A 24,944-nucleotide genomic window follows, 5' to 3' on the forward strand; every position below is an offset into this window, starting at 1 on the left:
GAATATTGGGAAATATTAAGGCAAAATGTAGCCTTTAGTTCCCCTATTTTTTACCGACCCTGTAGGAGTGACGCAGATGTTTACTGGTATTATCACTGATATTGGCGAGGTACGCGAAACCCAGCAGCGCGGTGATCTACGCGCGCGCATTGGGACGAAATACGTGACATCTGGCATTGATATCGGGGCGTCGATTGCGTGTGACGGCGTTTGCTTAACGGTGATCGAGTTGGGGCCTGATTGGTTTGACGTAGAGATTAGCGCTGAGAGCGTGAGCAAAACAAATATTGGGTCGACGAACTGGCCCGATGGGCGTCGCCTAAACCTTGAGCGCGCGCTGAAGGTTGGGGACGAGTTGGGCGGTCATATCGTGTCGGGCCATGTGGATGGAGTTACTGAAATCATCGCAATGGAAGACGAGGGAGATAGCACGCGTGTGACCCTGCGCGCGCCTGACACCTTAGCCAAGTTCATCGCCTCTAAAGGATCGGTTGCTCTGAACGGCACGTCCTTAACTGTGAACGAAGTGAATGGCACGGATTTCGGGATCAACTTTATTCCCCATACCAAGGTCGCGACGACGTGGGGCGATGCCAAAGTGGGCGATGCTGTGAACCTAGAAATTGACACGCTCGCACGGTACGTGGCGCGTTTGCAGGAGTGGGGTTAAACGCGGTTCTTTGATAGAAACGTGAAGCCTTCGATCAATTGCTTTAGACCCAAAGCGCATCCTGCAAAGATCGCTAAAAGCGTTACTGGTGCGCTGTAGCTGAGTAGGCTGAACGCGCTTATGCCTTGGCCGATCGTGCAGCCCGTTGCGATAATAGCACCGATGCCCATGAGGACTGCACCAAGAATTTGGCGGCGCAATTCGCGAGGGTCTTCACAGGCTTCCCAGCGGAAATGACCTTTGATCAGGCTGCCGATGAACGCACCGATCCAGACACCCGCAACAGAGCCCACTCCAAAGCTCAGGCCGATCCCAGAGGACAGCATTGTGTAAAGAATGGTCTCACCGATTGGGGCGGAGAAGGTGTGAGAAATGACAGAGACGTCGTCAAAACCTGTATGTGCGATCCATGCGCTACCAGCCCAACCGCTGACAATTGCGAGACCGACAATCGTCGCCCAGAACAAAGACTTAGGGGCAGATGTTAACGGGCCACGTAAAAGTGCAGCAAGACAAATCAGAATGCCAACAGCGAGGCCAATATAGATCGGTGACAGACCTGTTAGGGTGCTAAGGCCATGGGCGATCCCAGCGGGATTTTCAACGGCTTGACCGGAAGGGAATGCCCAAACCCGGATCATTGCAAAGGGACCAGACAAGACTGAATAACTGGTAATGCCCATGACGAGGATAATGACGAAGGATCGCAAATCACCACCGCCAAGACGGGCGATTGCGCCGAACCCGCAGTTTCCTGCAAGCGCCATACCGTAGCCGAACGTAAGGCCCCCGAGTACACTGGCTACAAGAGAAAAGGGACGTGACAGATAAAAGGATTCGGTTGCTTCAAAAACGCCGAAACCAAGCAAGGTGAACGTTCCAAGGACTGCAATGCCGATGGCCCAAAACCACATGCGCAAGCGCTCTGTTGAGCCGCCGTATAGCGCGTCTTCAATCGCGCCAAGGGTGCAAAAGCGGCCCAAACGTGCGGCGAGGCCAAGGGCGATTCCACCCAAGGCACCAAAGAGTGCGACCAATGTCGTATCAGATGATAAAAATTCCATTCGAACACCTCCCAGATATCTGAATGTTACGCGCGTTGGCGGTTTAGTCGTCTTTGCAAAACAGTTCGTAAACCGTTTCAAGCATTTTCTTGGGACGATCATCTGCAAGTTTGTAATAGATCGTTTTGCCATCCCGGCGCGGGATCACAAGACCTTCAAGCCGCAAGCGAGACAGCTGTTGGGACACCGCCGCTTGTCGCGCGGCAAGCAATTCTTCCAACTCGGTTACTGATTTTTCGCCGCTTACCAAATGGCACAAGATCATCAAACGACCTTCGTGGCTGATCGCTTTCAAAAAGGCCGAGGCGGTCTGCGCGTTGGCCAGAACCTTATCCAGTTCCTCTTCGCCCATATCGACGTCTAGTACGGGTAAGCCCATGATTATAAACCTATTACCATCAGATCAATTCGCATCTGCGTCGAACGATGTGTTTTTTTCTAAAAGTTGCGTGAGGAGGGGCCAGAAGAAATCTTCGCCCGGATAACCTTCGATCCGCGCGATCTCTGCGCCATCGGCCATCAAAATAAATGTCGGGGTGAAATTTACACGGCGTGCGAATGTTGCACTCGCTGGCGCGCCTTTGGAAATGTCACGTGTTTCGAGAGGTGCGAACTTTCCCTCGGCGGTTTTAGGGTAGGCGGGACCGATTTCGTCCATCCATGCTTCGCAGTAATGGCAGCCTTTTTGGTCAACCATGATCAACTGCACCGCAAATGCGGATGTCGCTGTGGTCAACGCAAACGCGCCCGCGAGCGCAATTTTTGAAAAGAGGTGGCGCATATTAATCCCGATTGACCCTTTACTAAAGCAATACTTAATTTGAATATGTGAATAACACAAGGAAACCGTTATGTTGGATATCTCCTTCGCAGGTGCCGCGTTTGCGGGGCTTTTGTCGTTCTTCACGCCCTGCATTTTGCCGATGGTGCCCTTTTACCTTTGCTACATGGCGGGCATTTCGATGTCTGAATTGCGCGGGGACGGCGAAATTGCACCGGGTGCTCAGCGGCGTTTGGTTGTGTCGGCGGTGATGTTTGCGTTTGGCGTCAGCACAATTTTTGTGCTGCTTGGTATGGGCGCGACGGCGATTGGGCAGGCTTTTGGGCAATGGTTGGGGCCGCTTAGTTATGTGGCGGCTGCTATTCTGTTCATCTTTGGTCTGCATTTTTTGGGCATTGTGCGCATTTCAATCTTGTACCGTGAAGCCAAGATTGAAAGCACCGCAGAACCTACAACGCTGATTGGGGCTTATATTATGGGCCTTGCGTTTGGCTTCGGCTGGACGCCCTGCGTTGGGCCTGCGTTGGCCTCGATCCTGATGATTGCCTCTGGCATGGGCGATATCTGGCGAGGCGGTTTGTTATTGTTGGTCTATGGTTTCGGGATGACCGCGCCTTTTGTGGTGGCGGCCTTGGTCGCAAAACCGTTCCTTGGGTGGATGGCGCGTAATCGCAAATATTTGGGCCATGTTGAAAAACTAATGGGCGTGATGCTGATCGTGTTTGCGATACTGATCGCGACGGGCAGTGTAAATTTGATAGCGGACGCGATGATCCGCTGGTTTCCAGCGCTAACGGCGCTTGGCTAAAAGAGAGGAAGTTAAGATGATTTTGCGACGGACGCTTCTTGGATTTGTATTGGGCGCGCTTGCGCTACCTCTGGGTGCTGCAACTTTAGGCGATGATGGCCTGCACAAGGCCGATTGGATGCGCGAAACCTTTAAGGATCTGCGCGAAGATCTGGAGGAAGCCAATGGCGAGGGCAAGCGCCTGATGGTTATCTTTGAGCAACGTGGTTGCATCTATTGCACCAAGATGCACAAGGAGGTCTTTTCGCAAGCCAAGGTGAGTGACTACATCAATGGGAACTATTTTGTGGTGCAGCTAAACCTGTACGGCGATGTCGAAGTTACAGATTTCGATGGCGAGACGCTGAGTGAAAAAGAGATGGCGCGCAAATGGGGGATTCTGTTTACGCCTGCGATGATGTTCCTGCCCGAAGTTGTAGAAGAGGGCGCATCGACACCGCGCGCAGCGGTTGCGATCATGCCAGGTGCATTTGGTGTGGGCACAACGATGGATATGTTCACGTGGGTAAATGAAAAGCTGTACGCGTCTGATAACGTTGAGGATTTTCAGCGCTATCACGCGCGTCGCATTCAGGAACGTAACGATGGCAGCACTGACTGAAACAATGCTGCACAAAATCATCTATTCAGTTTAATGAATTTGATGTTGCATTTTCACGGCTCTGTGAACTACGGTATACCGAAACCATTTGAAATGCAGTCATGCACGCCATGGTTACGACGGGAGGGACTATGAACACTTTAAATAAACTCGCGGCAGCAAGTGTCGCAGGTGTCATCGCTCTGAGCAGCGCAGGCTGGGCAGAGATGGTTGCACCAGCAGATGTTGCGTTTGACGAAGATGGTGCAGTAGCCATGTCGTTGACGGGCAAAGCTGGCGATGCGGCAATGGGCGCTAAAATTGCGGGCTCAAAGAAAATTGGGAACTGCGTTGCATGTCATCAAATTGGCGCGCTCGCGGATATCCCGTTTCAGGGTGAAATTGGTCCTGCACTTGATGGTGCAGCGGATCGTTGGTCCGAAGCAGAGCTTCGTGGTATCCTTGCCAACTCAAAAATGACATTCGAGGGCACGATGATGCCAGCCTATTATAAGGTTGATGGCTTCTTGCGCCCCGGTAACGGCTACACAGGTAAAGCGGCTGGAGGCCCGCTCGATCCGTTGTTGAGCGGTGAACAGATAGAAGACGTAATCGCGTTTCTTTCGACACTCAAAGATGAATAAGAGACGTATAAAGGAGATAAACATGGAATTCTCACGTAGAGATACCTTGGCGTTGGGGCTTGGTGCGGTTGCACTGACGGTCCTTCCATTTCAGGTAAGTGCGGCGGCGGATGATGCGATTGCATCTTTCACGGGCGGCGCTGATATGGCCGATACAGGCCTGACATTGACAGCGCCAGAAATTGCGGAAAACGGGAATACTGTTCCAGTTTCAGTTGACGCACCGGGCGCAGTTTCGATTATGGTTTTGGCGACCGGAAACCCGACGCCTGATGTCGCGACGTTCAACTTTGGACCGCTTGCAGCGGAGCAATCCGCATCCACACGTATCCGCCTTGCGGGAACACAGGATGTTGTTGCGATCGCTAAAATGGCTGACGGCACCTTTGCGCGTGCATCACAGGCTGTAAAAGTAACAATCGGCGGCTGCGGCGGCTAATCTAGGAGTTTGAAATTATGGCATCTGGTGTAAAACCCCGCGTCAAGGTCCCTAAAACGGCAGCAGCCGGTGAGGCGATCACAATCAAGACCCTGATCAGCCACAAGATGGAATCTGGCCAGCGTAAAGACAAAGAGGGCAACAAGATCCCGCGTTCGATCATCAATCGTTTTACCGTTGAATTTAACGGCGAAAGCGTAATTGACGCAACTTTAGAGCCCGCGATCTCAACAAACCCATACATCCAATTTGAAGCAATTGTCCCAGAAGCGGGCGAGTTCAAATTCACTTGGTATGATGATGATGGTGACGTCTACGATCAAAGCAAAAAAATTGCGATTGGCTAAGGTCAGCACGCGATACTCAGGATCCTTTGTCGCATCTTTCAATGTGGCAAGGACCTGCTAGGGAGGAAATGATATGAACATTAAAGCAATGACGGCAGTTGCGGTAGTTTTGCTGGCTCCGACGTTTGCATATGCTGATGCGGATGATGACACGATGGTTCTCAACGAGGACATTTCGATGGTCACCAAAACTGCGGCGCCTGCGCATTTGTCTGACGCGCTAGATGAGGTGATGTCAGGTTGGCATTTCCGGTCTGACGAAACGCAAGCCATGCAATTGGACGATTTCGACAATCCAGGCATGATTTTTGTGGAAAAGGGCATGGAAACATGGGCCAAAGTAGATGGGTCAGAGGGCAAGTCATGCCAGTCTTGCCATGACGACATCGATTCCATGGCGGGCGTGAAAGCGACCTATCCCAAGTGGAACGAAGCCGCTGGTGAAGTGCGTACTCTGCAAATGCAGATGAACGATTGCCGTGAAAACCAGATGGGTGCCAAAGCTTGGGGCTATGACAAGGGGGCTGCGATCAACATGGAAGCAGCGCTTTCATCTGTGTCTCGTGGCATGCCTGTGAATGTCGCAACTGACGGTCCTGCGCAATCCACGTGGGAAATGGGCAAAGAGCTGTATTATGCCCGCACGGGTCAGCTTGAACTTAGCTGTGCTAATTGCCACGAGGACAGCTACGGTTTGATGATCCGCGCGGATCACCTTAGCCAAGGTCAGATCAACGGTTTCCCAACGTACCGTCTGAAAAACGCCAAGCTGAATGGTGTGCATTCTCGCTTTAAGGGCTGCGTTCGTGATACGCGCGCTGAAACTTACAAGCCCGGCAGCAAAGAGTTTGTTGCTTTGGAAATGTATGTCGCAAGCCGTGGCAATGGCCTAAGCGTCGAAGGTCCTTCGGTCCGCAACTAAACAAGCTAAAGCACCCCGCTAACCTGATGGTTGGTGGGGTTTTTCGCACTCAACCCATTCAAATATGCGCATATGTGTGCAGCTAGATTGAAAGATTTCACCCATGATCTCTCGCCGCGATTTTCTACAAGTTTCAATGGCCGCGTCCGCGCTTTACGGGGCCTCTGCTTTCGGAAATTGGGCACGTCTGGGCGCGCAGCAAAGCCTTACGCAAGACAAGTTGCTGGAGTTTGATACGTTCGGCAATGTGTCTTTGATCCACATCACCGACATCCACGCACAGTTGGTGCCGCATTACTTTCGTGAACCGTCAGTCAACATCGGTGTTGGGTCGAACAAAGGTGCTGTTCCCCATGTGACCGGTAGCGATTTCCGCAAGCTTTATGGAATCGATGATGGCAGTCACTCTGCTTATGCGCTGACCTATGATGATTTTGCTTCGCTTGCCAAAGGGTACGGCAACATCGGTGGCATGGATCGCGTGGCGACCGTAATCAATTCTATCCGTGCCGATCGCCCTGATGCATTGCTATTGGACGGAGGCGACACATGGCACGGCAGCTACACATGTTATCAATCCCAAGGCCAAGATATGGTCAATGTGATGAATGCGCTAAAGCCTGACGCGATGACGTTCCACTGGGAATTCACGCTCGGCTCTGATCGCGTCAATGAAATCGTCGAAGGCTTGCCTTTCGCCGCGCTTGGCCAGAACATTTTTGACGCTGAGTGGGACGAACCAACGGATTTGTTCCCTCCCTATAAGTTCTTTGAGCGTGGCGGCGTGAAGATTGCCGTTATCGGCCAAGCCTTCCCATATATGCCAATCGCGAACCCTGGCTGGATGTTCCCAGAGTATTCATTCGGTATTCGTGATGAGCGTATGCAGGAAATGGTCGATGAAGTCCGTGCGAAGGGGGCTGAGCTGGTTGTTTGCCTTAGCCACAATGGCTTTGACGTAGATAAAAAGATGGCGGGTAAAGTGACAGGGATCGATGTGATCCTGTCTGGTCACACGCATGATGCGCTGCCTGAACCCGTACTGATTGGCGAGACTATCATTGTCGCGTCGGGTTCAACCGGTAAGTTCGTCAGCCGCGTCGATCTGGACGTCCGCGATGGCCGTATGATGGGCTTTCGCCACAAGCTGATCCCGATCCTGTCTGATGTGATTGCGCCTGATCCTGTTGTCACCAAAGTCATCGAAGAACAGCGCGCCCCCCATATAGATCAGTTGCGCGAAGTCATTGGTAAGACGGGGGACGATCAAACGCTTTATCGTCGTGGAAACTTTAACGGAACATGGGATGATCTTATCTGTGACGCGTTGATTTCCGAGCGCGAAGCGGACATCGCTTTGTCGCCTGGCGTACGGTGGGGGCCAAGCATTCTGCCGGGTCAGGATATCACGCGCGAAGACATTTTTAACGTTACGTCAATGACGTATGGCAAAGCCTACCGGACTGAAATGACAGGCGAATTCTTGCATGTTGTTCTTGAAGATGTGGCGGATAATCTGTTCAATCCTGATCCTTATTATCAACAAGGCGGTGATATGGTTCGCGTTGGTGGTATGGGGTATCGCATCGACATAAGCAAACCGCAGGGCGAGCGCATTACGGAAATGACTTTGCTTAAAACGGGCGAAAAGATTGATCCTGCGAAAACCTACATGGTCGCGGGTTGGGCGTCTGTAAACGAGAACACTGAAGGCCCGCAAATATGGGACGTGGTCGAAGATCACATCCGTGCGCAGGGCACGATCTCGCTTGAGCCGAATAATTCCGTCACCGTAGTTGGCGTTTAGCGTAATACATGAAACAGGAGCAGCAAGTGTCTGATAAGCATTTGAAAAACGTCTCACGTCGTGATTTTTTGTCGAGCGCAGCAGCGGTTGGAGCTGGAACCCTTGCAGGGGGGGCTGCACATGCGGCAGGCGATCCTCTTATCTTGGAAAAGCAAGAGTTCGCGCAGGGTTTGGGCGTGGGGGTCGATGAGACACCTTATGGGCTTCCGATCAGTTACGAAAAAGATGTGGTTCGCCGCAACGTTGAGTGGTTGACCGCTGACACGATCAGTTCGATCAACTTCACGCCGATCCATGCACTTGATGGCACGATCACACCGCAAGGCTGCGCGTTTGAGCGTCATCACTCTGGCGCGATCGAGATGTCTAAGGACGAATACCGTCTGATGATCCACGGTCTTGTGGATGAGCCTTTGATTTTCACCTACGCCGATCTTGAGCGTTTTCCACGTGTTCAAAAGACGTTCTTCTTGGAATGTGCTGCCAACACTGGAATGGAGTGGGCAGGCGCGCAATTGAACGGCGTACAGTTCACCCACGGTATGATCCACAACATGGAATATACGGGCGTGACCTTGCGCACTTTGCTTGAGGAAGCGGGCATTAAGCCCGAAGGCAAATGGGTCTATGTTGAGGGGCATGATGCGTCTTCAAACGGTCGTTCCATTCCTTTGGAAAAAGCTCTTGATGATTGTATGATTGCGTTCAAAGCCAACGGTGAGGCGCTTCGTATGGAGCATGGCTATCCCGTTCGTTTGGTTGTTCCCGGTTGGGAAGGCAACATGTGGGTTAAGTGGTTGCGCCGTATTGAAGTCACTGAAATCGCTGTCGAAAGCCGTGAAGAAACGTCGAAATACACGGACGTTCTTGAAAATGGTATCGCGCGTAAATGGACATGGGAAATGGATGCGAAATCCGTTGTCACATCGCCAAGCCCGCAATCGCCGATCACGCATGGCAAAGGGCCTTTGGTCATTACGGGCCTTGCATGGTCCGGTCGCGGCGCGATTGAGCGCGTGGACGTGTCCAAAGACGGTGGCATGACATGGGAAACCGCGCGTTTGGCGGCACCTGGTCAAGACAAAGCGCTGACACGGTTCTATCTGGATACGGATTGGGATGGCTCTGAAATGCTGCTCCAAAGCCGCGCGATGGACAGCGAAGGCTATGTGCAACCGACCAAAAATGAACTGCGCGAAGTGCGCGGTTTAAACTCAATCTATCACAACAATTGCATCCAAACTTGGCATGTTAAAGAGAACGGTGAGGCAGAAAATGTCGAAATTTCTTAAAATTCTCACACCTTCTTTGGCAGGGACGGGTCTTATTTTGTCGATGGCCTATGTCTTCGCGGATCAATTTGTTGTCAACATTCCGAGCGTTGCACCATTAATGGTTTCGGCTGCTAATGCTGATGAAGCCGCGGTAGAACGAGTAGCTGCAAAACCAGTCGTGGTCGCTGCAGCAGTCGGTTCCTTTCGCCTTGGGCGTGCTGCGCTTCCAGAAGAGATTGCTGCGTGGAACCATGATGTCAGTCCTGATGGCACGGGTTTACCTGCGGGATCAGGCTCTGCTTATGACGGCGAAGAAATTTTTGCTGAACATTGCGGCGTATGTCACGGCGATTTTGCAGAAGGTGTTGATAACTGGCCTAAATTAGCAGGCGGTATGGACACATTAGCGGATGAAGATCCGTTGAAAACTGTTGGTTCGTATTGGCCACACCTCAGCACGGCGTGGGACTATGTGAACCGCTCTATGCCATTCGGAAATGCCCAAAGCCTGAGCAATGACGATGTCTATGCGATTGTTGCGTATATTCTGTATTCCAACGATTTGGTCGATGATGATTTCGTACTCACAAACGAGAATTTCTTGGATGTTGAGATGCCGAACAAAGACGGCTTTATCCAAGATGATCGCCTAACGTCAGAAGCGCATTTCTGGAAGGCTGAGCCATGCATGAGCGGCTGTAAAGATTCGGTCGAAATTACGATGCGCGCGACAGTTTTGGATGTGACACCTGATGAAGGTGAAGCGGAAGAAGCTGCGGCACCTGCTGAAGAGGTAAAATTCGAAGTGGCTGAAGCCGTTGAAGAAGACGCCGTTGCAGAAGACGCGCCAGCAGCAGAGGCCGTTGTCATTGCAGCAGCATTTGATGCGGACTTGGCAAAGTCTGGCGAGAAAGTCTTCAAAAAATGCGCGGCGTGTCATCAGGTTGGTGAAGGGGCGAAAAACAAGAGTGGGCCGCAGTTGAACAACATTATGGGGCGTGCGCTTGGTGGTGTTGATGGGTTCAAATACTCTAAAACCATGAGCCAAATGGGCGCGGATGGCGCTGTTTGGAATGAAGCAACGCTTGCTGAGTTCCTTGCAAAGCCAAAGGCTTATGTGAAGAAAACCAAGATGTCCTTTTCCGGTCTAAAGAAGGAAAAAGACATCGCGGCGGTCACAGAGTATTTGAAGTCTGTGAGCCAATAAATGCAGGGCAGTTTTCTAACTACCCTAACAACAGTTGTCGCGTTTTTTTGCGCGGCGGCTGTGAACGCGGATGAAACGGCGCAGGCTTTGGGCGATCTTGAAACGGGTGCCAAGGTCTTTAAGAAATGTGCGGCTTGTCACAAAGTGGGCGAGGGCGCAAAGAACCGTGTCGGACCAATGCTTAACGGTATTTTCGATGCGAGCGCTGGCGCGGTCGAGGGGTTTAAGTACTCCAAATCCATGAAACGCGCGGCTGCTGATGGTTTGGTTTGGGACTACGAGCGCCTTGATGCGTTTCTAGAGAACCCAAAAAGCATGGTTTCTGGCACCAAAATGAATTTCAGGGGCCTGAAAAAAGAGCAAGATCGCCACGACGTTCTGGCCTACTTGCGTCAGTTTTCCGACGATCCAGCGAACATTCCAGAGGCGGCACCAACTGCGATGGCCGTTGAGATTGAGCTGTCGCCAGAGATTTTGGCGCTGCAAGGCGATCCTGAGTACGGCGAATATCTTGGAAGCGAATGCCTGACCTGCCACCAGGTTGGCGGCAGTGATCAAGGTATTCCGGCGATTGTTGGCTGGCCGAAGACGGATTTCGTCGTTGCGATGCATGCTTACAAAGAAAAATTACGTCCACATCCTGTGATGCAAATGATGGCCTCGCGTTTGTCGGACGAAGAAATTGCGGCCTTGGCTGCATATTTTAGGGACCTTGAGTAACAAAGGTCCGGTTACGGGAGGAAATAGAATGAAACTGAATAGACGCATTTTTCTAGGAACGGGTGCTGCAGCCGCAGCTTCTGCGCTTGCATCCCCTATGGTACATGCTGCGGGCCATGCGCGTCCACGCGTTGTGGTTGTTGGCGGCGGTGCAGGGGGTGCAACCGCTGCGCGCTACCTTGCAAAAGATAGCAAGGGCGAGATCGATGTCACATTGATCGAACCATCACGCAGCTACTACACGTGCTTTTTTTCCAACCTCTACATCGGTGGTTTCCGTGATCTGCAAAGCATCGCGCATAGCTATGGTACCCTTGCGTCCGAGTATGGCGTGAATGTTGTGCATGATTGGGCCGTTGCCATTGATCGCGATGCGCGCATGGTCTCGCTCGCGGGTGGTGATGCAGTTCCATACGATCGTTTGATCCTTAGCCCCGGCATCGACTTTGTTGATGGCGCTGTTGCGGGTTGGGATGTGTCTGCACAGAATAAGATGCCCCATGCCTATAAGGGCGGTAGCCAGACAGAATTGCTAAAGGCGCAGGTCGCAGCAATGCCACAGGGCGGAACATTCGCGATGGTCGCACCGCCAAATCCATATCGTTGCCCTCCTGGCCCATATGAGCGTGTCTCGATGGTCGCGCATTTACTGAAGGCGACGAACCCAACGGCGAAAATCATTGTTGCTGACCCTAAGCCGAAGTTTTCTAAGCAGGGTCTGTTCCAAGAAGGCTGGGCCGACAATTATGCTGGTATGGTTGATTGGATTGGATCTGACTTCGGTGGCGATAATGTCGAAGTTGATCCAGAGGCGATGACGGTGTCGATTGACGGCGAAGTCACTAAAGTTGACGTCTGCAACGTCATTCCAGCGATGAAAGCGGGTCATATCTGCGAACAAGCAGGACTCACTGATGGTAATTGGGCACCTGTGTCTGCGCATACAATGCAAAGCCGTGTGGACGAAAATATCCACGTGCTTGGCGATGCATGTTCGCAAGGTGATATGCCGAAATCTGGTTTCTCTGCGAACTCACAGGCGAAAGTAGCGGCGATGGCTGTGCGTGGTGCTTTGACTGGATCTAAGGTGTTCCCAGCGAAGTTCTCCAACACGTGCTGGTCCTTGATCGATACGGACAACGGCGTGAAGGTCGGTGCGACGTATGAAGCAACGGATGAGAAGATCGCGAAAGTTGACGGATTTATTTCCGCTACAGGCGAAGACGCGGCACTGCGTAAAGCAACTTACGAAGAAAGCGTTGGCTGGTATGCGGGCATTACGTCCGACATGTTTGGCTAGTCAAACTTAAGTTTCAGTGAAAGGGCTGCGCGCAATTTGCAGCCCTTTTGTCGTGAGGGAAAGCAGGTTTGACGCACGTCTTCTTCTGTTGCGCCCCTTGCAGCGCCCTGTGGGCAGCACTAAGACTCTATTAGTGGTTTGTGTGATAGACACTGACATCAGCAGCAGGCAGGCGAGTTATGAAAGATCCAATCGACACATATATGAATACGCTGGTTCCCATGGTGGTCGAACAGACCAGTCGTGGTGAGCGCGCATACGACATCTTTTCGCGCCTTCTGAAAGAGCGCATTATTTTCCTGAACGGCCAAGTGCACGATGGCATGTCTAGCCTGATCGTCGCGCAGTTGTTGCACCTTGAGGCGGAAAACCCGTCCAAAGAGATCAGCATGTACATCAACAGCCCCGGTGGCGTTGTGACCTCTGGTCTGTCGATCTACGACACGATGCAATATATCCGCCCTAAGGTATCCACGTTGGTCATTGGTCAAGCGGCGTCCATGGGATCGTTGCTTTTGACTGCTGGCGAAAAGGGCATGCGTTTCTCGCTACCAAACTCGCGCATCATGGTGCACCAGCCCTCTGGTGGCTATCAGGGCCAAGCAACGGACATTATGATCCATGCGGAAGAAACGCTAAAACTCAAGACACGTTTGAACGAAATTTATGTGCGCCACACGGGGCAGACGATGAAGAAAGTCGAAGCCGGTCTTGAGCGCGATAACTTTATGTCACCAGAAGACGCGAAAGAGTGGGGATTGATCGACGAAATTCTCGAAACACGCGCCAAAGGTGACGAAGAAGAAAAGTAATTAAATTGGTGCGCGCCGACAGAATGGCGCGCGCCAATTTTTGCAATTGTGGCTGGGGGCAGGCTCCCATAAGCTGTCGCAGATTCTGGTACAATGACAGGCGTTGTGCTTAGACTAAACAAGGGCGACGGCCCGAAAGGTGATCCATGGCGAGCAACTCCAGCGGTGATAGCAAAAATACGCTCTACTGTAGCTTCTGCGGCAAAAGTCAGCACGAAGTCCGCAAACTGATTGCGGGCCCCACTGTTTTCATCTGCGATGAATGTGTCGAATTGTGCATGGATATCATCCGTGAAGAGACTAAGACCGCTGGGCTGAAAAGCTCTGAAGGCGTTCCAACGCCCAGAGATATCGCACAAGTTTTGGATGACTACGTCATTGGTCAAGCTAAAGCGAAACGTGTTTTATCAGTTGCTGTGCACAACCATTATAAGCGACTCAATCATGCCGAGAAGAATGGCGAGATTGAATTGGCAAAATCCAACATCTTGCTTATGGGGCCAACTGGGTGCGGTAAAACTTTGCTTGCTCAAACCTTAGCGCGCATCTTGGATGTTCCCTTCACGATGGCCGATGCAACCACGTTGACCGAGGCGGGGTATGTCGGTGAAGATGTTGAAAACATCATTCTCAAACTGTTGCAAGCATCCGAATATAACGTCGAAAAAGCACAACGCGGCATCGTCTATATCGACGAAGTTGATAAAATTACGCGTAAATCAGAGAATCCATCCATTACCCGCGACGTTTCGGGTGAGGGCGTTCAGCAGGCTTTACTAAAGCTGATGGAAGGCACTGTGGCGTCTGTTCCTCCGCAAGGGGGCCGAAAGCATCCGCAACAAGAATTTTTGCAAGTGGACACGACGAACATCCTATTTATTTGTGGTGGTGCATTTGCTGGTTTGGACAAGATTATCGCAGCGCGCGGTAAAGGATCGGCAATGGGTTTTGGCGCGGATGTGCGTGACAACGATGATCGCGGTATCGGCGAAATCTTCACAGATCTGGAACCAGAAGATCTATTGCGCTTCGGCTTGATCCCAGAATTTGTCGGTCGCTTGCCTGTATTGGCAACACTTGAAGATCTGGATGAAGACGCGCTCGTGACGATTTTGACGCAACCAAAGAACGCATTGGTCAAGCAATACCAACGTTTGTTCGAGTTGGAAGATACTGTGCTGTCCTTCACTGAGGAAGCTCTCAGCGCGATTGCGAAACGTGCGATTCAGCGCAAGACGGGTGCACGTGGTTTGCGTTCAATCTTGGAAGAAATCTTGCTGGACACGATGTTTGAACTTCCGGGCCTTGATACTGTAACTGAGGTGGTGGTGAACGAAGAGGCTGTCACATCTGAGGCGGCTCCGTTGATGATCCACGGTGAGTCAGAGAAGAAAGAGCCCGCAAGCGCGGGTTGAATAATGCGCTAAAAACGAACCAAAGGCGGGCAGCTTTGCCCGTTGTTGTGTATCTAACAGCCTCTAGATCTTAGTGCCACAATCAGGCATACTAGGGCAAACACGAGCGGAGTACACCATGGGCATTGGCAGCAAAATTCTACGTCTTTTCACTTGGTGGAATGGTCAAACTTTGAACACTCAATTGTTCACATGGCGTAAAGGTGTGCGTGTTGGTGAAGATGATCAGGGCAATATTTACTACGAAAATAATGAAAAAACAAAGCGTTGGGTGATCTTCAATGGTGAGATCGAAGCAAGCAAGGTCAACCCTGATTGGCATGGTTGGTTGCACCATACATGGGACGAGCCCCCTACAAAAAAACCTTTGGTCCATAAAGTTTGGGAAAAACCACATCAGGAGAACTTGACAGGGACTGCCGCGGCTTACGCGCCTGCGGGGTCTATCCGTCGCGCGCAACCTGCTGATCGTAGTGACTATGACGCTTGGGTGCCTGAATAATTCAGCAAGGCTGGGACAGGGCAAAGACATGACGCAGAATAAAACAGAGGTGATGGTCGGTGGATTGGTTCTTTTGGCTGCTGTGGGTTTCTTAGCATATGCAGCCCAAATTACAGGGCTGAGTAGCAGTTCATCCAGCTATCCTTTGACAGCTAGCTTCCGTTCGCTTGAAGGTGTAAATGTTGGGACGGATGTTCGTCTTGCTGGTGTTAAAATCGGCTCTGTAAATTCGGTAGTATTGAACAGTGAAACATTCCGCGCAGACACGATAATCGCCATTAAAGATGGAATAGAAATTCCAGATGATAGCGCGATCACGATTGCGTCTGAAGGTCTGCTCGGCGGGAACTTCGTTGAGATCGTTCCTGGTGGATCCCCGTTCATGTATGAACCCGACGCCGAAATTGAAGATACCCAAAGTGCGATTAGTCTCGTAACGTTGCTGTTAAAATTTGTATCGGGATCTGGCGAATGACGCGATTTTTTAGCTTATTCGCTATAGTTTGCACCTTGAGCACGGGATCATGGGCGCAAGAATCCGTTTCATCTGGGACGGGTGCGGATTTACGCGTCTTGGACAAAGTCAGCGGCAAAAGCTCTAATTATGAACTGGCTAGTGGTAGCAGCATGGAGATCGGTCAATTGACTGTCGCGTTGCGTGCCTGTCGCTACCCTGAAGGCGCGCCTTCAAACAATGCGTTTGCTTTTCTCGAAGTCAGTGAGACCGAAAGTGCGCAGCCCGTATTTAGTGGTTGGATGATCGGCTCGGCACCTGCGCTGAATGCCATGGAACATTCACGTTACGACGTTTGGGTTCTGCGTTGTAAGACATCTTGAAGGCTTGGCAGTGGTTTTGCATGAAACCGCGCCGTCGTTTGTAGCGCTTGGTGTAATAGGGCATGGTAGCGACCACGCGAGATCTCAATAGCGCCGAGGGTTGCGAGATGATCCGTAATAAATTGCGTGTCAAATAAGGTGAAACCACAGTTTGATAGGTGCTTGGTTAGAAACGCCAATGCCATTTTTGAGGCATCTCGCTTGCGCGAAAACATGCTTTCTCCAAAAAAGGCGGTTCCCGAAACGACACCGTAAACGCCGCCGATCAGATCGTTACCGTCCCAAACTTCGATAGAGTGACCACAGGACATTTTGTGCAAGCTGCTGTAAAGTTTGGCGATATCATGGCTGATCCAAGTGTCTTTTCGTTGTGCGCATGCCGCAACAACACCGTCAAAATCGGTATCAAGACGAATATCCCAGTCCGCAGCACGCATGTGTTTGGCAAGGGATCGTGAGATATGAAAGTGGTCTAGTGGAAATATACCGCGTTGGCGTGGGTCGACCCAAAATAACTCTGTATCTTCCCGAGATTCGGCCATCGGAAAAATGCCAGCTTGATAAGCATGAAGCAGCATTTGTGGTGAGAGGGCAGGGGTATCATCGCGCATGGGTTCAGCCTACCCAATACCCAAACGCGATGAAAAACGTTGTTTCATTTCGCCTTTATGCCCCTAGATTTGTCTCTAGCCAGTGCTCGAGCCAGTGGATGTTATAGTTCCCTGATAGCACATCGGGTTCTTGCAAAAGCGCGTGAAACAACGGGATTGTGGTATCGATACCGTCCACGATCAGTTCACCCATTGCGCGGTGCAAACGGGCCAAGGCTTCTGGTCTATCGCGTCCATGAACAATCAACTTACCGATCAAACTGTCATAGTAGGGCGGGATCGAATAGCCATCATAGAGCGCGCTATCCATACGAACACCAAGACCGCCAGGCGCATGATATTGCGTGATTTTTCCGGGGCAGGGTGAGAAATTGGGTAGCTTTTCCGCATTAATGCGAACTTCGATAGAGTGACCGTTGATTTCAAGATCATCCTGTTCAAAAGTCATATCAAGACCAGAGGCGACGTGGATCTGTTCGCGTACCAGATCCACACCGAAAATGCTTTCTGTGACGGGATGTTCGACCTGTAAACGGGTGTTCATTTCGATGAAATAGAATTCGCCGTTTTCGTATAGAAATTCGATAGTGCCCGCGCCGATGTAGTTGATTTTCGCAACCGCGTCGGCACATGTTTTACCGATTGCAGCACGTTCTGCGGGGCTGATCGACGGACCGGGTGCTTCTTCGAAGACTTTCTGGTGACGACGTTGAAGAGAACAATCACGTTCCCCCAAATGGACAGCGCGGCCTTTTCCATCGCCAAAAACTTGGATTTCAATGTGGCGAGGTGTGGTTAAATATTTTTCAATATAGACTTCATCATTGCCAAAGTTTGACTTGCCCTCAGCACGCGCTGTCATAAACGCGCTTTCCATGTCGGCAGCCGTTTGGGACACTTTCATGCCGCGTCCACCGCCACCAGCCGTCGCTTTCACGATCACGGGATAGCCGATTTCTTCGCCAATGCGTTGTGCATCTGCAAGAGTTGGGACGCCGCCTGGCGAGCCAGGAACACAGGGGACGCCGAGCGCCTTCATCGTATCTTTGGCAGTGATCTTGTCGCCCATCGTACGAATATGTTCCGCGGTGGGGCCAATGAATGTCAGTTGATGATCTTCGATAATTTGAACGAAATTAGCGTTCTCGGACAGGAACCCATACCCAGGGTGAATAGCCTGTGCGCCTGTGATTTCACATGCAGCAATGATCGCCGGAATGGACAGATAGCTGTCTGTGCCAGGAGGGGGGCCGATGCAGACAGCTTCATCAGCCATACGTACGTGCATTGCATCTGCGTCTGCGGTCGAGTGAACCGCGACGGATGCGATACCCATTTCCCGACACGCTCGGACGACACGAAGTGCGATTTCGCCTCGGTTGGCGATAAGAATTTTGTCAAACATATCTAAGCCTTACTCAATAATGACCAAGGGGGCACCGAATTCAACTGTTGACCCATCCTCGACCATAATGCGTGTCACTTTGCCAGACCTTGGGGCTGGGATGTGGTTCATTGTTTTCATGGCTTCGACGATAAGCAATGTGTCACCTTCAGACACTTGTGCGCCGACTGTCACAAACGCGGGCGAGCTGGGTTCTGGCTGCATGTAAACCGTGCCGACCATTGGGGACGTAACTGCGCCCGGATGTTTGGCTGGATTATCAGCAACGGCAGCTGCTGGCGCGGCGGCAGGTGTGGCCGCGGCTGCGACGGGGGCTGCTACTTGAATAGGCGCAGCTATCATTTGAGGCGCTGCGCGGCTAACGCGTACATTGAGGCTGTCGTCTTCGGCATATGCGCGTTTGACCTGCAATTCGGTCAAATCATTTTCGCGGAGCAGTTCTGCAAGCGCTTTGATGAATGCGACATCGGCCTCGTGTGTTTTGTTCGTCATGCTGTCCCTCAATGCAGTCTAACCCACGCGCACATTCTGTGTGGCGCATCTTTGCAGCGGTTATAGGGCAAGTTGCATTGGGTGAAAAGATGCCTGATCAATACATCGCTCAAACGGGTTTGAGAGAGTAGATATTGGCATCTTGCGACCCGACAAAACATCGTCGGATCGCGTTTTTGTGTCTTAGCGCTTACGCGCCGGCTCTGTTCGCGATCAGATCATCGACTACAGAAGGGTCAGCAAGGGTCGAGGTATCCCCAAGCCCGCCTGTGTCGTTCTCCGCAATTTTGCGTAGAATACGACGCATAATTTTGCCAGAACGTGTTTTTGGCAAGCCAGGTGCCCACTGAATAACGTCTGGTGATGCAATTGGACCGATTTCAGTACGTACCCACGTGCGCAATTCTTTGCGCAGCTCTTCTGAGGGCTCATCACCATTCATCAAAGTGACATAGCAATAAATGCCTTGGCCTTTGATCTTGTGAGGATACCCAACAACCGCCGCTTCGGCTACCTTTGGATGCGCAACAAGCGCACTTTCGACTTCTGCCGTGCCCATGCGATGACCTGAAACGTTGATCACGTCGTCGACGCGGCCTGTGATCCAGTAGTCGCCGTCCTCGTCGCGTTTCGCGCCGTCACCGGTAAAGTAATAGCCTTTGTAATCCGAGAAGTAAGTCTGCTGGAACCGCTCGTGATCGCCCCAAATCGTGCGCATTTGACCGGGCCAACTGTCTTTGATGCACAGAACGCCCTCAGCTGGATTGCCCGTGATTTCGACACCGGACGTCGGATCAAGGATCACGGGTTCAATGCCAAAGAACGGCTTCATCGCAGAACCGGGCTTCATCGCATGTGCGCCGGGCAGGGGCGTCATTAGATGTCCACCCGTTTCGGTTTGCCACCAAGTATCGACGATGGGGCAGCATTCTTGGCCGACAATTTCGTTGTACCAGTTCCACGCTTCTGGATTGATCGGTTCGCCAACCGTTCCAAGGATACGCAACGATGAAAGATCGCATTTCGCAACGAAATCATTGCCCTGCGCCATCAACGCGCGGATTGCAGTGGGGGCCGTGTAGAACTGCGAGACCGAATGCTTTTCGCAAACCTGCCAAAAGCGCGAAGCGTCTGGGTAGGTTGGGACACCTTCAAACATGATCGTGGTCGCCCCGTTCGCGAGGGGGCCATAAACGATATAGGAATGTCCTGTGACCCAGCCAACGTCAGCGGTACACCAGAACACATCGCTCTCTTTGTAATCAAAGGTTATTTCATGTGTCATCGCCGCGTAAACAAGGTATCCGCCGGTGGTGTGCACAACCCCTTTTGGCATGCCGGTGGAGCCAGATGTGTAGAGCACGAAGAGGGGATCTTCGGCAGACATTTCTTCGGGTGCGCACACGTCTGAGGCGGTTGTGACCATCGCGTTGTAGTCAATATCGCGGCCCTCGACCCAAGCGGTTTCGCCGCTAGTGCGTTTGACCACAAGGCATTTGACGCTGTCCTTACAGTTGGCAAGAGCGGCGTCAGCATTGCTTTTCAGTGGCGTTGCTTTGCCACCGCGCGGCGCAAAATCGGCGGTGATCAGGACTTTGGCATCCGAGCCGTTAACGCGTGCAGAAAGCGCATCAGGCGAGAAGCCAGCGAACACGATAGAGTGGATCGCACCAATACGCGCGCTTGCAAGCATGGCATAAGCGGCCTCTGGGATCATCGGCATATACAAAACAACGCGGTCGCCTTTAGTTACACCCAGGTCCTTTAGGATATTGGCCATGCGGTTCACGTTGGCGCTAAGCTCATTGTAGGTGATGTGTTTTGAGCCCTCGCTCGGGTTGTCGGGTTCAAAGATGATCGCCGTCTTGTCGCCGCGCGTCGCGAGATGGCGATCAATACAGTTAGCAGCAACGTTCAGCGTGCCATCTGCGTACCAATTGATATCGACATTACCGAAGTCGTAATTGACGTCCTTAACTTTTGTAAAAGGCTTGATCCAATCAACGCGATTTGCTTGCTCGGCCCAGAATGTATCGGGATCGGAAATGGATGCGGCATACATCGCATCATATTTCGCGCTATCAACATGGGCATCTGCGGCAAGGTCTGCGGATGGGGGAAACGTCTTTGACATGGGAAAAGCTCCATAAATTGGGTCAGTTCAGTGCGCTGGGTCAACTTTGGAAAGCAAAGGACGCTGGCGCAAGGTATAAAGTCCGGCCTGCTAGACGCGGGCCGGACCAAATTGAGTTAAATCGCGAGGTATTCCGCGCGGAGTGCTTCGTTTTCCAAAACCTCTGACGCAAGACCGTCGAAGACGATGCCACCAGTATCGAGGATCACAGCGCGATCCGCGAGTTCAAGCGCGCGCACAGCGTTTTGCTCAACGATGACAGTGGTCATGCCTTGCTCTTTGATCAGACGCAGCGTCTTTTCAATTTCGTCGACGATCACAGGCGCAAGGCCTTCATAGGGTTCGTCGAGAAGCAGAACTTTAACGTCACGCGCAAGGGCGCGCGCAATGGCAAGCATTTGCTGTTCACCACCAGAGAGCGTGGTTCCCTCTTGGCTGCGACGCTCGCGCAGGCGTGGGAAAAGATCGTACAGACGATCAAGAGACCAGCCAATAGGTGGTGCAATCTGAGCAAGCTTGAGGTTTTCTTCCACCGTCAGGCCCGCAATGATGCGGCGATCTTCTGGGACAAGGCCAAGACCCGCGATAGAGGCTTCGTAGCTCTTCATCTGGTGCAATGGCTGATGGTCTAACCAGATTTCACCGTGCGAAACTTGTGGATCATCAAGGCGTGCAATCGCGCGCAAGGTTGTGGTTTTACCCGCACCGTTACGACCCAGAAGGGCAAGAATTTCGCCCTCATGCACGTTAAAGCTGATGCCTTGAACGATATAGCTTTCACCGTAGTAGGCATGCATATCCCAGACCGACAAGTAGGCCGGAGCCGTGCTTGCATGGTTGGCATTTTTGGAGATTTCTGTCTTTGCGTTCATGGTGAAAGCTCCTTATTGATCCGCGCTCTCGCCAAGATACGCTTCGCGCACCTTGGGATGGCCTTTGATGTTGTCAGGGGTGTCTTCGACGAGGGGGGTGCCCTGCGCCAAAACAGTGATGCGTTCTGAAAGTGAGAAAACAACGTGCATATCGTGCTCGATGATTGCGATTGTGATGTCGCGCTCTTCTTTGATCTGTTTGAGCAAGTCGATGGTGTTGTTGGTGTCCGCCCTCGCCATGCCGGCCGTTGGTTCATCCAACAACAACAAGCGTGGTTCTTGGCTTAGGCACATGCCAATCTCAAGACGACGCTTGTCCCCACGGCTCATGGAGGCTGAGTTCATACCGCGTTTGTCCGCCATGTTCATTTCTTCAAGCATCTGTTCTGCACGCTCGATGATGTCTTTCTGCCCCATAACAGAGCCGATCGCATTCATCTCGAACGATCCATCCCGCTTGGCAAAGCATGGGATCATCATGTTTTCCAGAACCGTCAGATCGCCAAAGATCTCAGGGGTTTGGAACACGCGTGAAATACCCATCTGATTGATCTCGAATGGTTTGCGCCCCAAGACGGACTGTCCATCAAACATGACGGAGCCCGTATCTGGGATCAGCTTACCAACAAGGCAATTTAGCAGTGTCGATTTACCGGCCCCGTTTGGACCGATGATGGCGTGGACCGTGTTTTCCGCAATCGAGAGATTTACATCGCCCAGTGCTTGCAGACCGCCAAAGCGTTTGCCCACGTTTTTAACTTCAAGGATACCCATGATTTGTTTCCTTATTCCGCAGGTTTTGTAGCTGTGGCAGTATTCGCGCCGTCGTCATCTTTTTTGCCGCGCTTCAAAAGCTTGGCAATCCGCTGGCCACCTTCAACAAGGCCACCTGGCAAGAAGATAACAACCATCATGAACATCAGACCCAGCGTGAGGTGCCAGCCTTTACCGATGAACGGATAAATGATTGCGACAACGAAGTTCTCAAGCCCATCGGGCATGAAGTTGAACCAAGTATGCAGCACGTTTTCGTTAATCTTGGAGAAGATGTTTTCAAAGTATTTGATGAAACCTGCACCCAGTACTGGACCAATCAATGTGCCAGCACCGCCGAGGATCGTCATCAAAACAACTTCGCCAGAGGCTGTCCATTGCATACGCTCAGCGCCCGCAAGTGGATCCATAGACGCCATAAGGCCACCCGCAAGACCCGCATAGACGCCGGAAATCACGAAGACTGCAAGCATGTAGGGGCGTGTGTTTAGACCTGTGTAGTTTAGGCGTTGCTGGTTGGATTTAATCGCGCGCAGCATTAGTCCGAAAGGAGAGCGGAAGATGCGGATCGCAAGATAGAAGGCGAGGATCATGACAAACGCGCAGAAGTAGTAGCCTGCGTTAAAGTCAAACGACCAGCCCGCCAGATCCAACGTATAGGTAGAGCGCATTTCAATAAGACCTAAGAGATGCGGTACTGTTTCCCAATCGTTGAGCAAGACCTGTGGGTCAGAGGTATAGACCTGCAAACCTGTTTCACCGTTCGTAAGCGATATACCAAGGAAGCGACCGATCAAGTCTGAATAGCTGATCGCGAACATCATCTGTGCGAATGCGAGTGTCAGGATTGAAAAGTAGATACCTGAGCGACGCAAAGAGATGTAGCCAATCGCAAGGGCAAAGATCGCCGACACAACAACTGCAAGCAGCAAGCCAGGTAGGACGTTATAATCCAGCAGCTTGTACATCCAAACCACCGCGTAAGATCCGACACCCAAAAAGGCAGCATGACCAAAGCTGAGGTAGCCTGTGAGGCCAAACAGAAGGTTAAACCCGATTGCGAAGATGCCAAAGATCACGAAACGCTGCATCAAGTCAGGATAACCTGCATTGAACTGCGCCATCGCGCTTTCAGTCGGGAAGGGATTCAAGAAGAAGGGGGCAAACATGGTGAGGATCACTACGACCAACAGCAAGGATGCGTCTTTTTTGTTCAGTCCAAGCATCAGATTATTCCTCCATCACGCCTTTGCGACCCAACAAGCCACGAGGGCGAGTGAGTAGAACGATAATTGCGACCACATAAATAATGATCTGGTCGATACCGGGTAGGATCGCTTTAACTTGGTTCATTGACGCAAAGCTTTCCAGAATTCCCAGCATGAAGCCGGCAAGGACTGCACCGGGTAGGGAACCCATCCCGCCCACAACAACCACAACAAAGCTGAGGACCAAGAAGTCCATGCCCATGTGATAGTTTGGCGAGTTGATTGGCGCGTACATAACGCCAGCAAGACCAGCAACCGCGGCGGCAAGGCCGAACATGATCGTAAAGCGTTTGTCGATGTTGATGCCGAGAAGGCCAACTGTTTCACGGTCCGCCATGCCTGCACGCACGACCATACCAAATGTCGTGAACTGCAAGAATGCAAAGACCGCCGCAATTATGATTGCCGAGAATCCAAAGTAAACGAGGCGCCAGTACGGATAAATAATCGCGTTGGCTTCATAGCCAAGCATTACGCCGAAATCAAAGCTGCCTTTGAAAACATCAGGCGCGCCTGTGGGGATAGGGTTCGCGCCGTAAAAATATTTGATCACTTCCTGAAGGACAATCGCCAGACCAAAGGTTACAAGGATTTGATCCGCGTGGGGACGCTTGTAGAAGTGCTTGATCAATCCGCGTTCCATAATGACGCCGATGATGATCATAACGGGGATCGAGAAGATGATGGCGAGCGGTACAGACCAATCTATGATACTTGCACCGACCTCTGGGCCAAACCAGCTTTCGACATAAGGTGTTTTGATTTCAGATGGTTGCCCGAGGAAATTCTTTTTGGTTTCGCTGAGTGTCACCTTGCTGATCGACAAGATCCGCTGCAACGTCACGGCACAGAATGCACCGATCATGAACAGCGCACCGTGTGCAAAGTTCACAACACCGAGCGTACCGAAAATGAGTGTAAGCCCGAGAGCGATCAACGCATAGGCGGATCCCTTGTCTAGGCCGTTTAATACTTGAAGGATGATTGCGTCCATGGTCCCCACCAATGTGTTGGAGAACAGGCCGCGCTAATGCACGACCTGAAACTGTAGTTGAAGTAGGGCAAACCTGAGTTCGCCCTACGAAAGTCGAAAGAGACTTATGCGCCTGGGTTACATGTACCCAGAGCACCACCAGCGAACATGGGGTGATCAGGTGCGTAAGTAACCTGTGACGTCGGTGTGACTTCCACAACTTCCAAGAGGTCGAACTCGGATGTTGGGTTTTCTTTACCACGTACAACCAGAACGTCTTTGAAGC

28 protein-coding genes and 1 pseudogene are annotated in these 24,944 nt (G+C 51.7%); 17 read left to right on the forward strand and 12 right to left on the reverse strand.

From position 1 onward, the window contains the following. Positions 1–76: 76 nt before the first annotated feature. The gene (locus QZ279_RS13230) at positions 77–670 is read left to right on the forward strand and encodes a riboflavin synthase (protein ID WP_293451631.1); all 594 of its coding nucleotides are present in this window, start codon (positions 77–79) and stop codon (positions 668–670) included. Here QZ279_RS13230 and QZ279_RS13235 read toward each other — a convergent pair. Genes QZ279_RS13235 through QZ279_RS13245 form a run of 3 tightly spaced genes read right to left on the reverse strand, consistent with a single transcriptional unit; the run spans position 667 to position 2,515 of the window. Then, positions 667–1,734: a YeeE/YedE family protein gene (locus tag QZ279_RS13235; protein ID WP_293451633.1), complete on the reverse strand. Its 1,068-nt coding sequence runs from the start codon at positions 1,732–1,734 to the stop codon at positions 667–669. The two genes, QZ279_RS13230 and QZ279_RS13235, sit on opposite strands and share 4 nt — an antisense overlap. A 43-nt stretch (positions 1,735–1,777) precedes the next feature. Further along, complete coding sequence (locus QZ279_RS13240) at positions 1,778–2,113, reverse strand: metalloregulator ArsR/SmtB family transcription factor (protein ID WP_293451635.1); 336 nt, start codon at positions 2,111–2,113, stop codon at positions 1,778–1,780. A 24-nt stretch (positions 2,114–2,137) separates the two neighbouring features. Further along, the gene (locus QZ279_RS13245; RefSeq protein ID WP_293451637.1) at positions 2,138–2,515 is read right to left on the reverse strand and encodes a thioredoxin family protein; all 378 of its coding nucleotides are present in this window, start codon (positions 2,513–2,515) and stop codon (positions 2,138–2,140) included. Between the two features lie 70 nt (positions 2,516–2,585). Here QZ279_RS13245 and QZ279_RS13250 point away from each other — a divergent pair, with 70 nt between their 5' ends. The 16 genes from QZ279_RS13250 (at position 2,586) to QZ279_RS13325 (ending at position 16,129) form a co-directional block, all read left to right on the forward strand. Further along, the gene (locus QZ279_RS13250; RefSeq protein ID WP_293451639.1) at positions 2,586–3,323 is read left to right on the forward strand and encodes a cytochrome c biogenesis protein CcdA; all 738 of its coding nucleotides are present in this window, start codon (positions 2,586–2,588) and stop codon (positions 3,321–3,323) included. A 16-nt stretch (positions 3,324–3,339) separates the two neighbouring features. After that, on the forward strand, positions 3,340–3,924 hold the full coding sequence (locus QZ279_RS13255; protein ID WP_293451641.1) for a thioredoxin family protein: 585 nt from the start codon (positions 3,340–3,342) through the stop codon (positions 3,922–3,924). Between the two features lie 131 nt (positions 3,925–4,055). Next, entirely contained in the window at positions 4,056–4,547 is a 492-nt protein-coding gene (gene soxX / locus QZ279_RS13260) for a sulfur oxidation c-type cytochrome SoxX (protein ID WP_293451643.1), read from the forward strand. 22 nt (positions 4,548–4,569) lie between these two features. Then, positions 4,570–4,986: a thiosulfate oxidation carrier protein SoxY gene (gene soxY, locus QZ279_RS13265; RefSeq protein ID WP_293451645.1), complete on the forward strand. Its 417-nt coding sequence runs from the start codon at positions 4,570–4,572 to the stop codon at positions 4,984–4,986. A gap of 17 nt (positions 4,987–5,003) precedes the next feature. Continuing rightward, on the forward strand, positions 5,004–5,333 hold the full coding sequence (gene soxZ, locus QZ279_RS13270; protein WP_293451647.1) for a thiosulfate oxidation carrier complex protein SoxZ: 330 nt from the start codon (positions 5,004–5,006) through the stop codon (positions 5,331–5,333). Between the two features lie 73 nt (positions 5,334–5,406). Next, positions 5,407–6,255, forward strand: a complete 849-nt coding sequence (gene soxA / locus QZ279_RS13275; RefSeq protein WP_293451649.1) for a sulfur oxidation c-type cytochrome SoxA — start codon at positions 5,407–5,409, stop codon at positions 6,253–6,255. A gap of 103 nt (positions 6,256–6,358) precedes the next feature. After that, on the forward strand, positions 6,359–8,062 hold the full coding sequence (gene soxB, locus QZ279_RS13280; protein WP_293451651.1) for a thiosulfohydrolase SoxB: 1,704 nt from the start codon (positions 6,359–6,361) through the stop codon (positions 8,060–8,062). A gap of 26 nt (positions 8,063–8,088) precedes the next feature. Beyond that, positions 8,089–9,354 (forward strand): sulfite dehydrogenase, encoded by a 1,266-nt coding sequence (gene soxC / locus QZ279_RS13285; RefSeq protein WP_293451653.1) that lies wholly within the window; start codon positions 8,089–8,091, stop codon positions 9,352–9,354. Further along, a complete protein-coding gene (locus QZ279_RS13290; protein ID WP_293451655.1) occupies positions 9,338–10,543 on the forward strand; it encodes a c-type cytochrome in 1,206 nt (401 codons plus the stop codon). Before soxC ends, QZ279_RS13290 begins: the two co-directional genes overlap by 17 nt. Next, complete coding sequence (locus QZ279_RS13295) at positions 10,544–11,263, forward strand: c-type cytochrome (protein WP_293451657.1); 720 nt, start codon at positions 10,544–10,546, stop codon at positions 11,261–11,263. Positions 11,264–11,291: 28 nt separating this feature from the next. Beyond that, a complete protein-coding gene (locus tag QZ279_RS13300) occupies positions 11,292–12,563 on the forward strand; it encodes an NAD(P)/FAD-dependent oxidoreductase (protein ID WP_293451659.1) in 1,272 nt (423 codons plus the stop codon). A gap of 179 nt (positions 12,564–12,742) precedes the next feature. Further along, positions 12,743–13,375 (forward strand): ATP-dependent Clp protease proteolytic subunit, encoded by a 633-nt coding sequence (locus tag QZ279_RS13305; protein ID WP_293451661.1) that lies wholly within the window; start codon positions 12,743–12,745, stop codon positions 13,373–13,375. 146 nt (positions 13,376–13,521) lie between these two features. Continuing rightward, on the forward strand, positions 13,522–14,790 hold the full coding sequence (gene clpX, locus QZ279_RS13310) for an ATP-dependent Clp protease ATP-binding subunit ClpX (protein ID WP_293451663.1): 1,269 nt from the start codon (positions 13,522–13,524) through the stop codon (positions 14,788–14,790). Between the two features lie 118 nt (positions 14,791–14,908). Next, on the forward strand, positions 14,909–15,292 hold the full coding sequence (locus tag QZ279_RS13315) for an NADH:ubiquinone oxidoreductase subunit NDUFA12 (protein ID WP_293451665.1): 384 nt from the start codon (positions 14,909–14,911) through the stop codon (positions 15,290–15,292). Between the two features lie 28 nt (positions 15,293–15,320). Further along, positions 15,321–15,767: an outer membrane lipid asymmetry maintenance protein MlaD gene (mlaD, locus tag QZ279_RS13320; protein WP_293451667.1), complete on the forward strand. Its 447-nt coding sequence runs from the start codon at positions 15,321–15,323 to the stop codon at positions 15,765–15,767. Positions 15,768–15,802: 35 nt separating this feature from the next. Then, the gene (locus tag QZ279_RS13325; protein WP_366513971.1) at positions 15,803–16,129 is read left to right on the forward strand and encodes a DUF2155 domain-containing protein; all 327 of its coding nucleotides are present in this window, start codon (positions 15,803–15,805) and stop codon (positions 16,127–16,129) included. Here QZ279_RS13325 and aat read toward each other — a convergent pair. From aat to QZ279_RS13370, 9 genes and pseudogenes are all read right to left on the reverse strand, one after another. Next, positions 16,093–16,740, reverse strand: coding sequence for a leucyl/phenylalanyl-tRNA--protein transferase (gene aat, locus QZ279_RS13330; protein WP_293451671.1), 648 nt, complete (start codon positions 16,738–16,740; stop codon positions 16,093–16,095). The two genes, QZ279_RS13325 and aat, sit on opposite strands and share 37 nt — an antisense overlap. Before the next feature lie 55 nt (positions 16,741–16,795). Beyond that, positions 16,796–18,145 (reverse strand): acetyl-CoA carboxylase biotin carboxylase subunit, encoded by a 1,350-nt coding sequence (accC, locus tag QZ279_RS13335; protein WP_293451673.1) that lies wholly within the window; start codon positions 18,143–18,145, stop codon positions 16,796–16,798. Between the two features lie 9 nt (positions 18,146–18,154). After that, entirely contained in the window at positions 18,155–18,637 is a 483-nt protein-coding gene (gene accB / locus QZ279_RS13340) for an acetyl-CoA carboxylase biotin carboxyl carrier protein (RefSeq protein WP_293451675.1), read from the reverse strand. A 190-nt stretch (positions 18,638–18,827) separates the two neighbouring features. Next, complete coding sequence (acs, locus tag QZ279_RS13345; protein WP_293451677.1) at positions 18,828–20,771, reverse strand: acetate--CoA ligase; 1,944 nt, start codon at positions 20,769–20,771, stop codon at positions 18,828–18,830. Positions 20,772–20,887: 116 nt separating this feature from the next. Continuing rightward, entirely contained in the window at positions 20,888–21,643 is a 756-nt protein-coding gene (locus QZ279_RS13350) for an ABC transporter ATP-binding protein (RefSeq protein WP_293451679.1), read from the reverse strand. Between the two features lie 12 nt (positions 21,644–21,655). Then, on the reverse strand, positions 21,656–22,417 hold the full coding sequence (locus QZ279_RS13355; RefSeq protein ID WP_293451681.1) for an ABC transporter ATP-binding protein: 762 nt from the start codon (positions 22,415–22,417) through the stop codon (positions 21,656–21,658). Between the two features lie 11 nt (positions 22,418–22,428). Further along, positions 22,429–23,643, reverse strand: coding sequence for a branched-chain amino acid ABC transporter permease (locus QZ279_RS13360; protein ID WP_293451683.1), 1,215 nt, complete (start codon positions 23,641–23,643; stop codon positions 22,429–22,431). Between the two features lie 4 nt (positions 23,644–23,647). Then, positions 23,648–24,679, reverse strand: a complete 1,032-nt coding sequence (locus tag QZ279_RS13365; RefSeq protein ID WP_293451685.1) for a branched-chain amino acid ABC transporter permease — start codon at positions 24,677–24,679, stop codon at positions 23,648–23,650. A 104-nt stretch (positions 24,680–24,783) separates the two neighbouring features. After that, positions 24,784–24,944, reverse strand: a pseudogene (locus QZ279_RS13370) (branched-chain amino acid ABC transporter substrate-binding protein); the annotation flags it as partial.

Source organism: Planktotalea sp., from assembly GCF_018607965.1.
GTDB lineage: Bacteria > Pseudomonadota > Alphaproteobacteria > Rhodobacterales > Rhodobacteraceae > Planktotalea.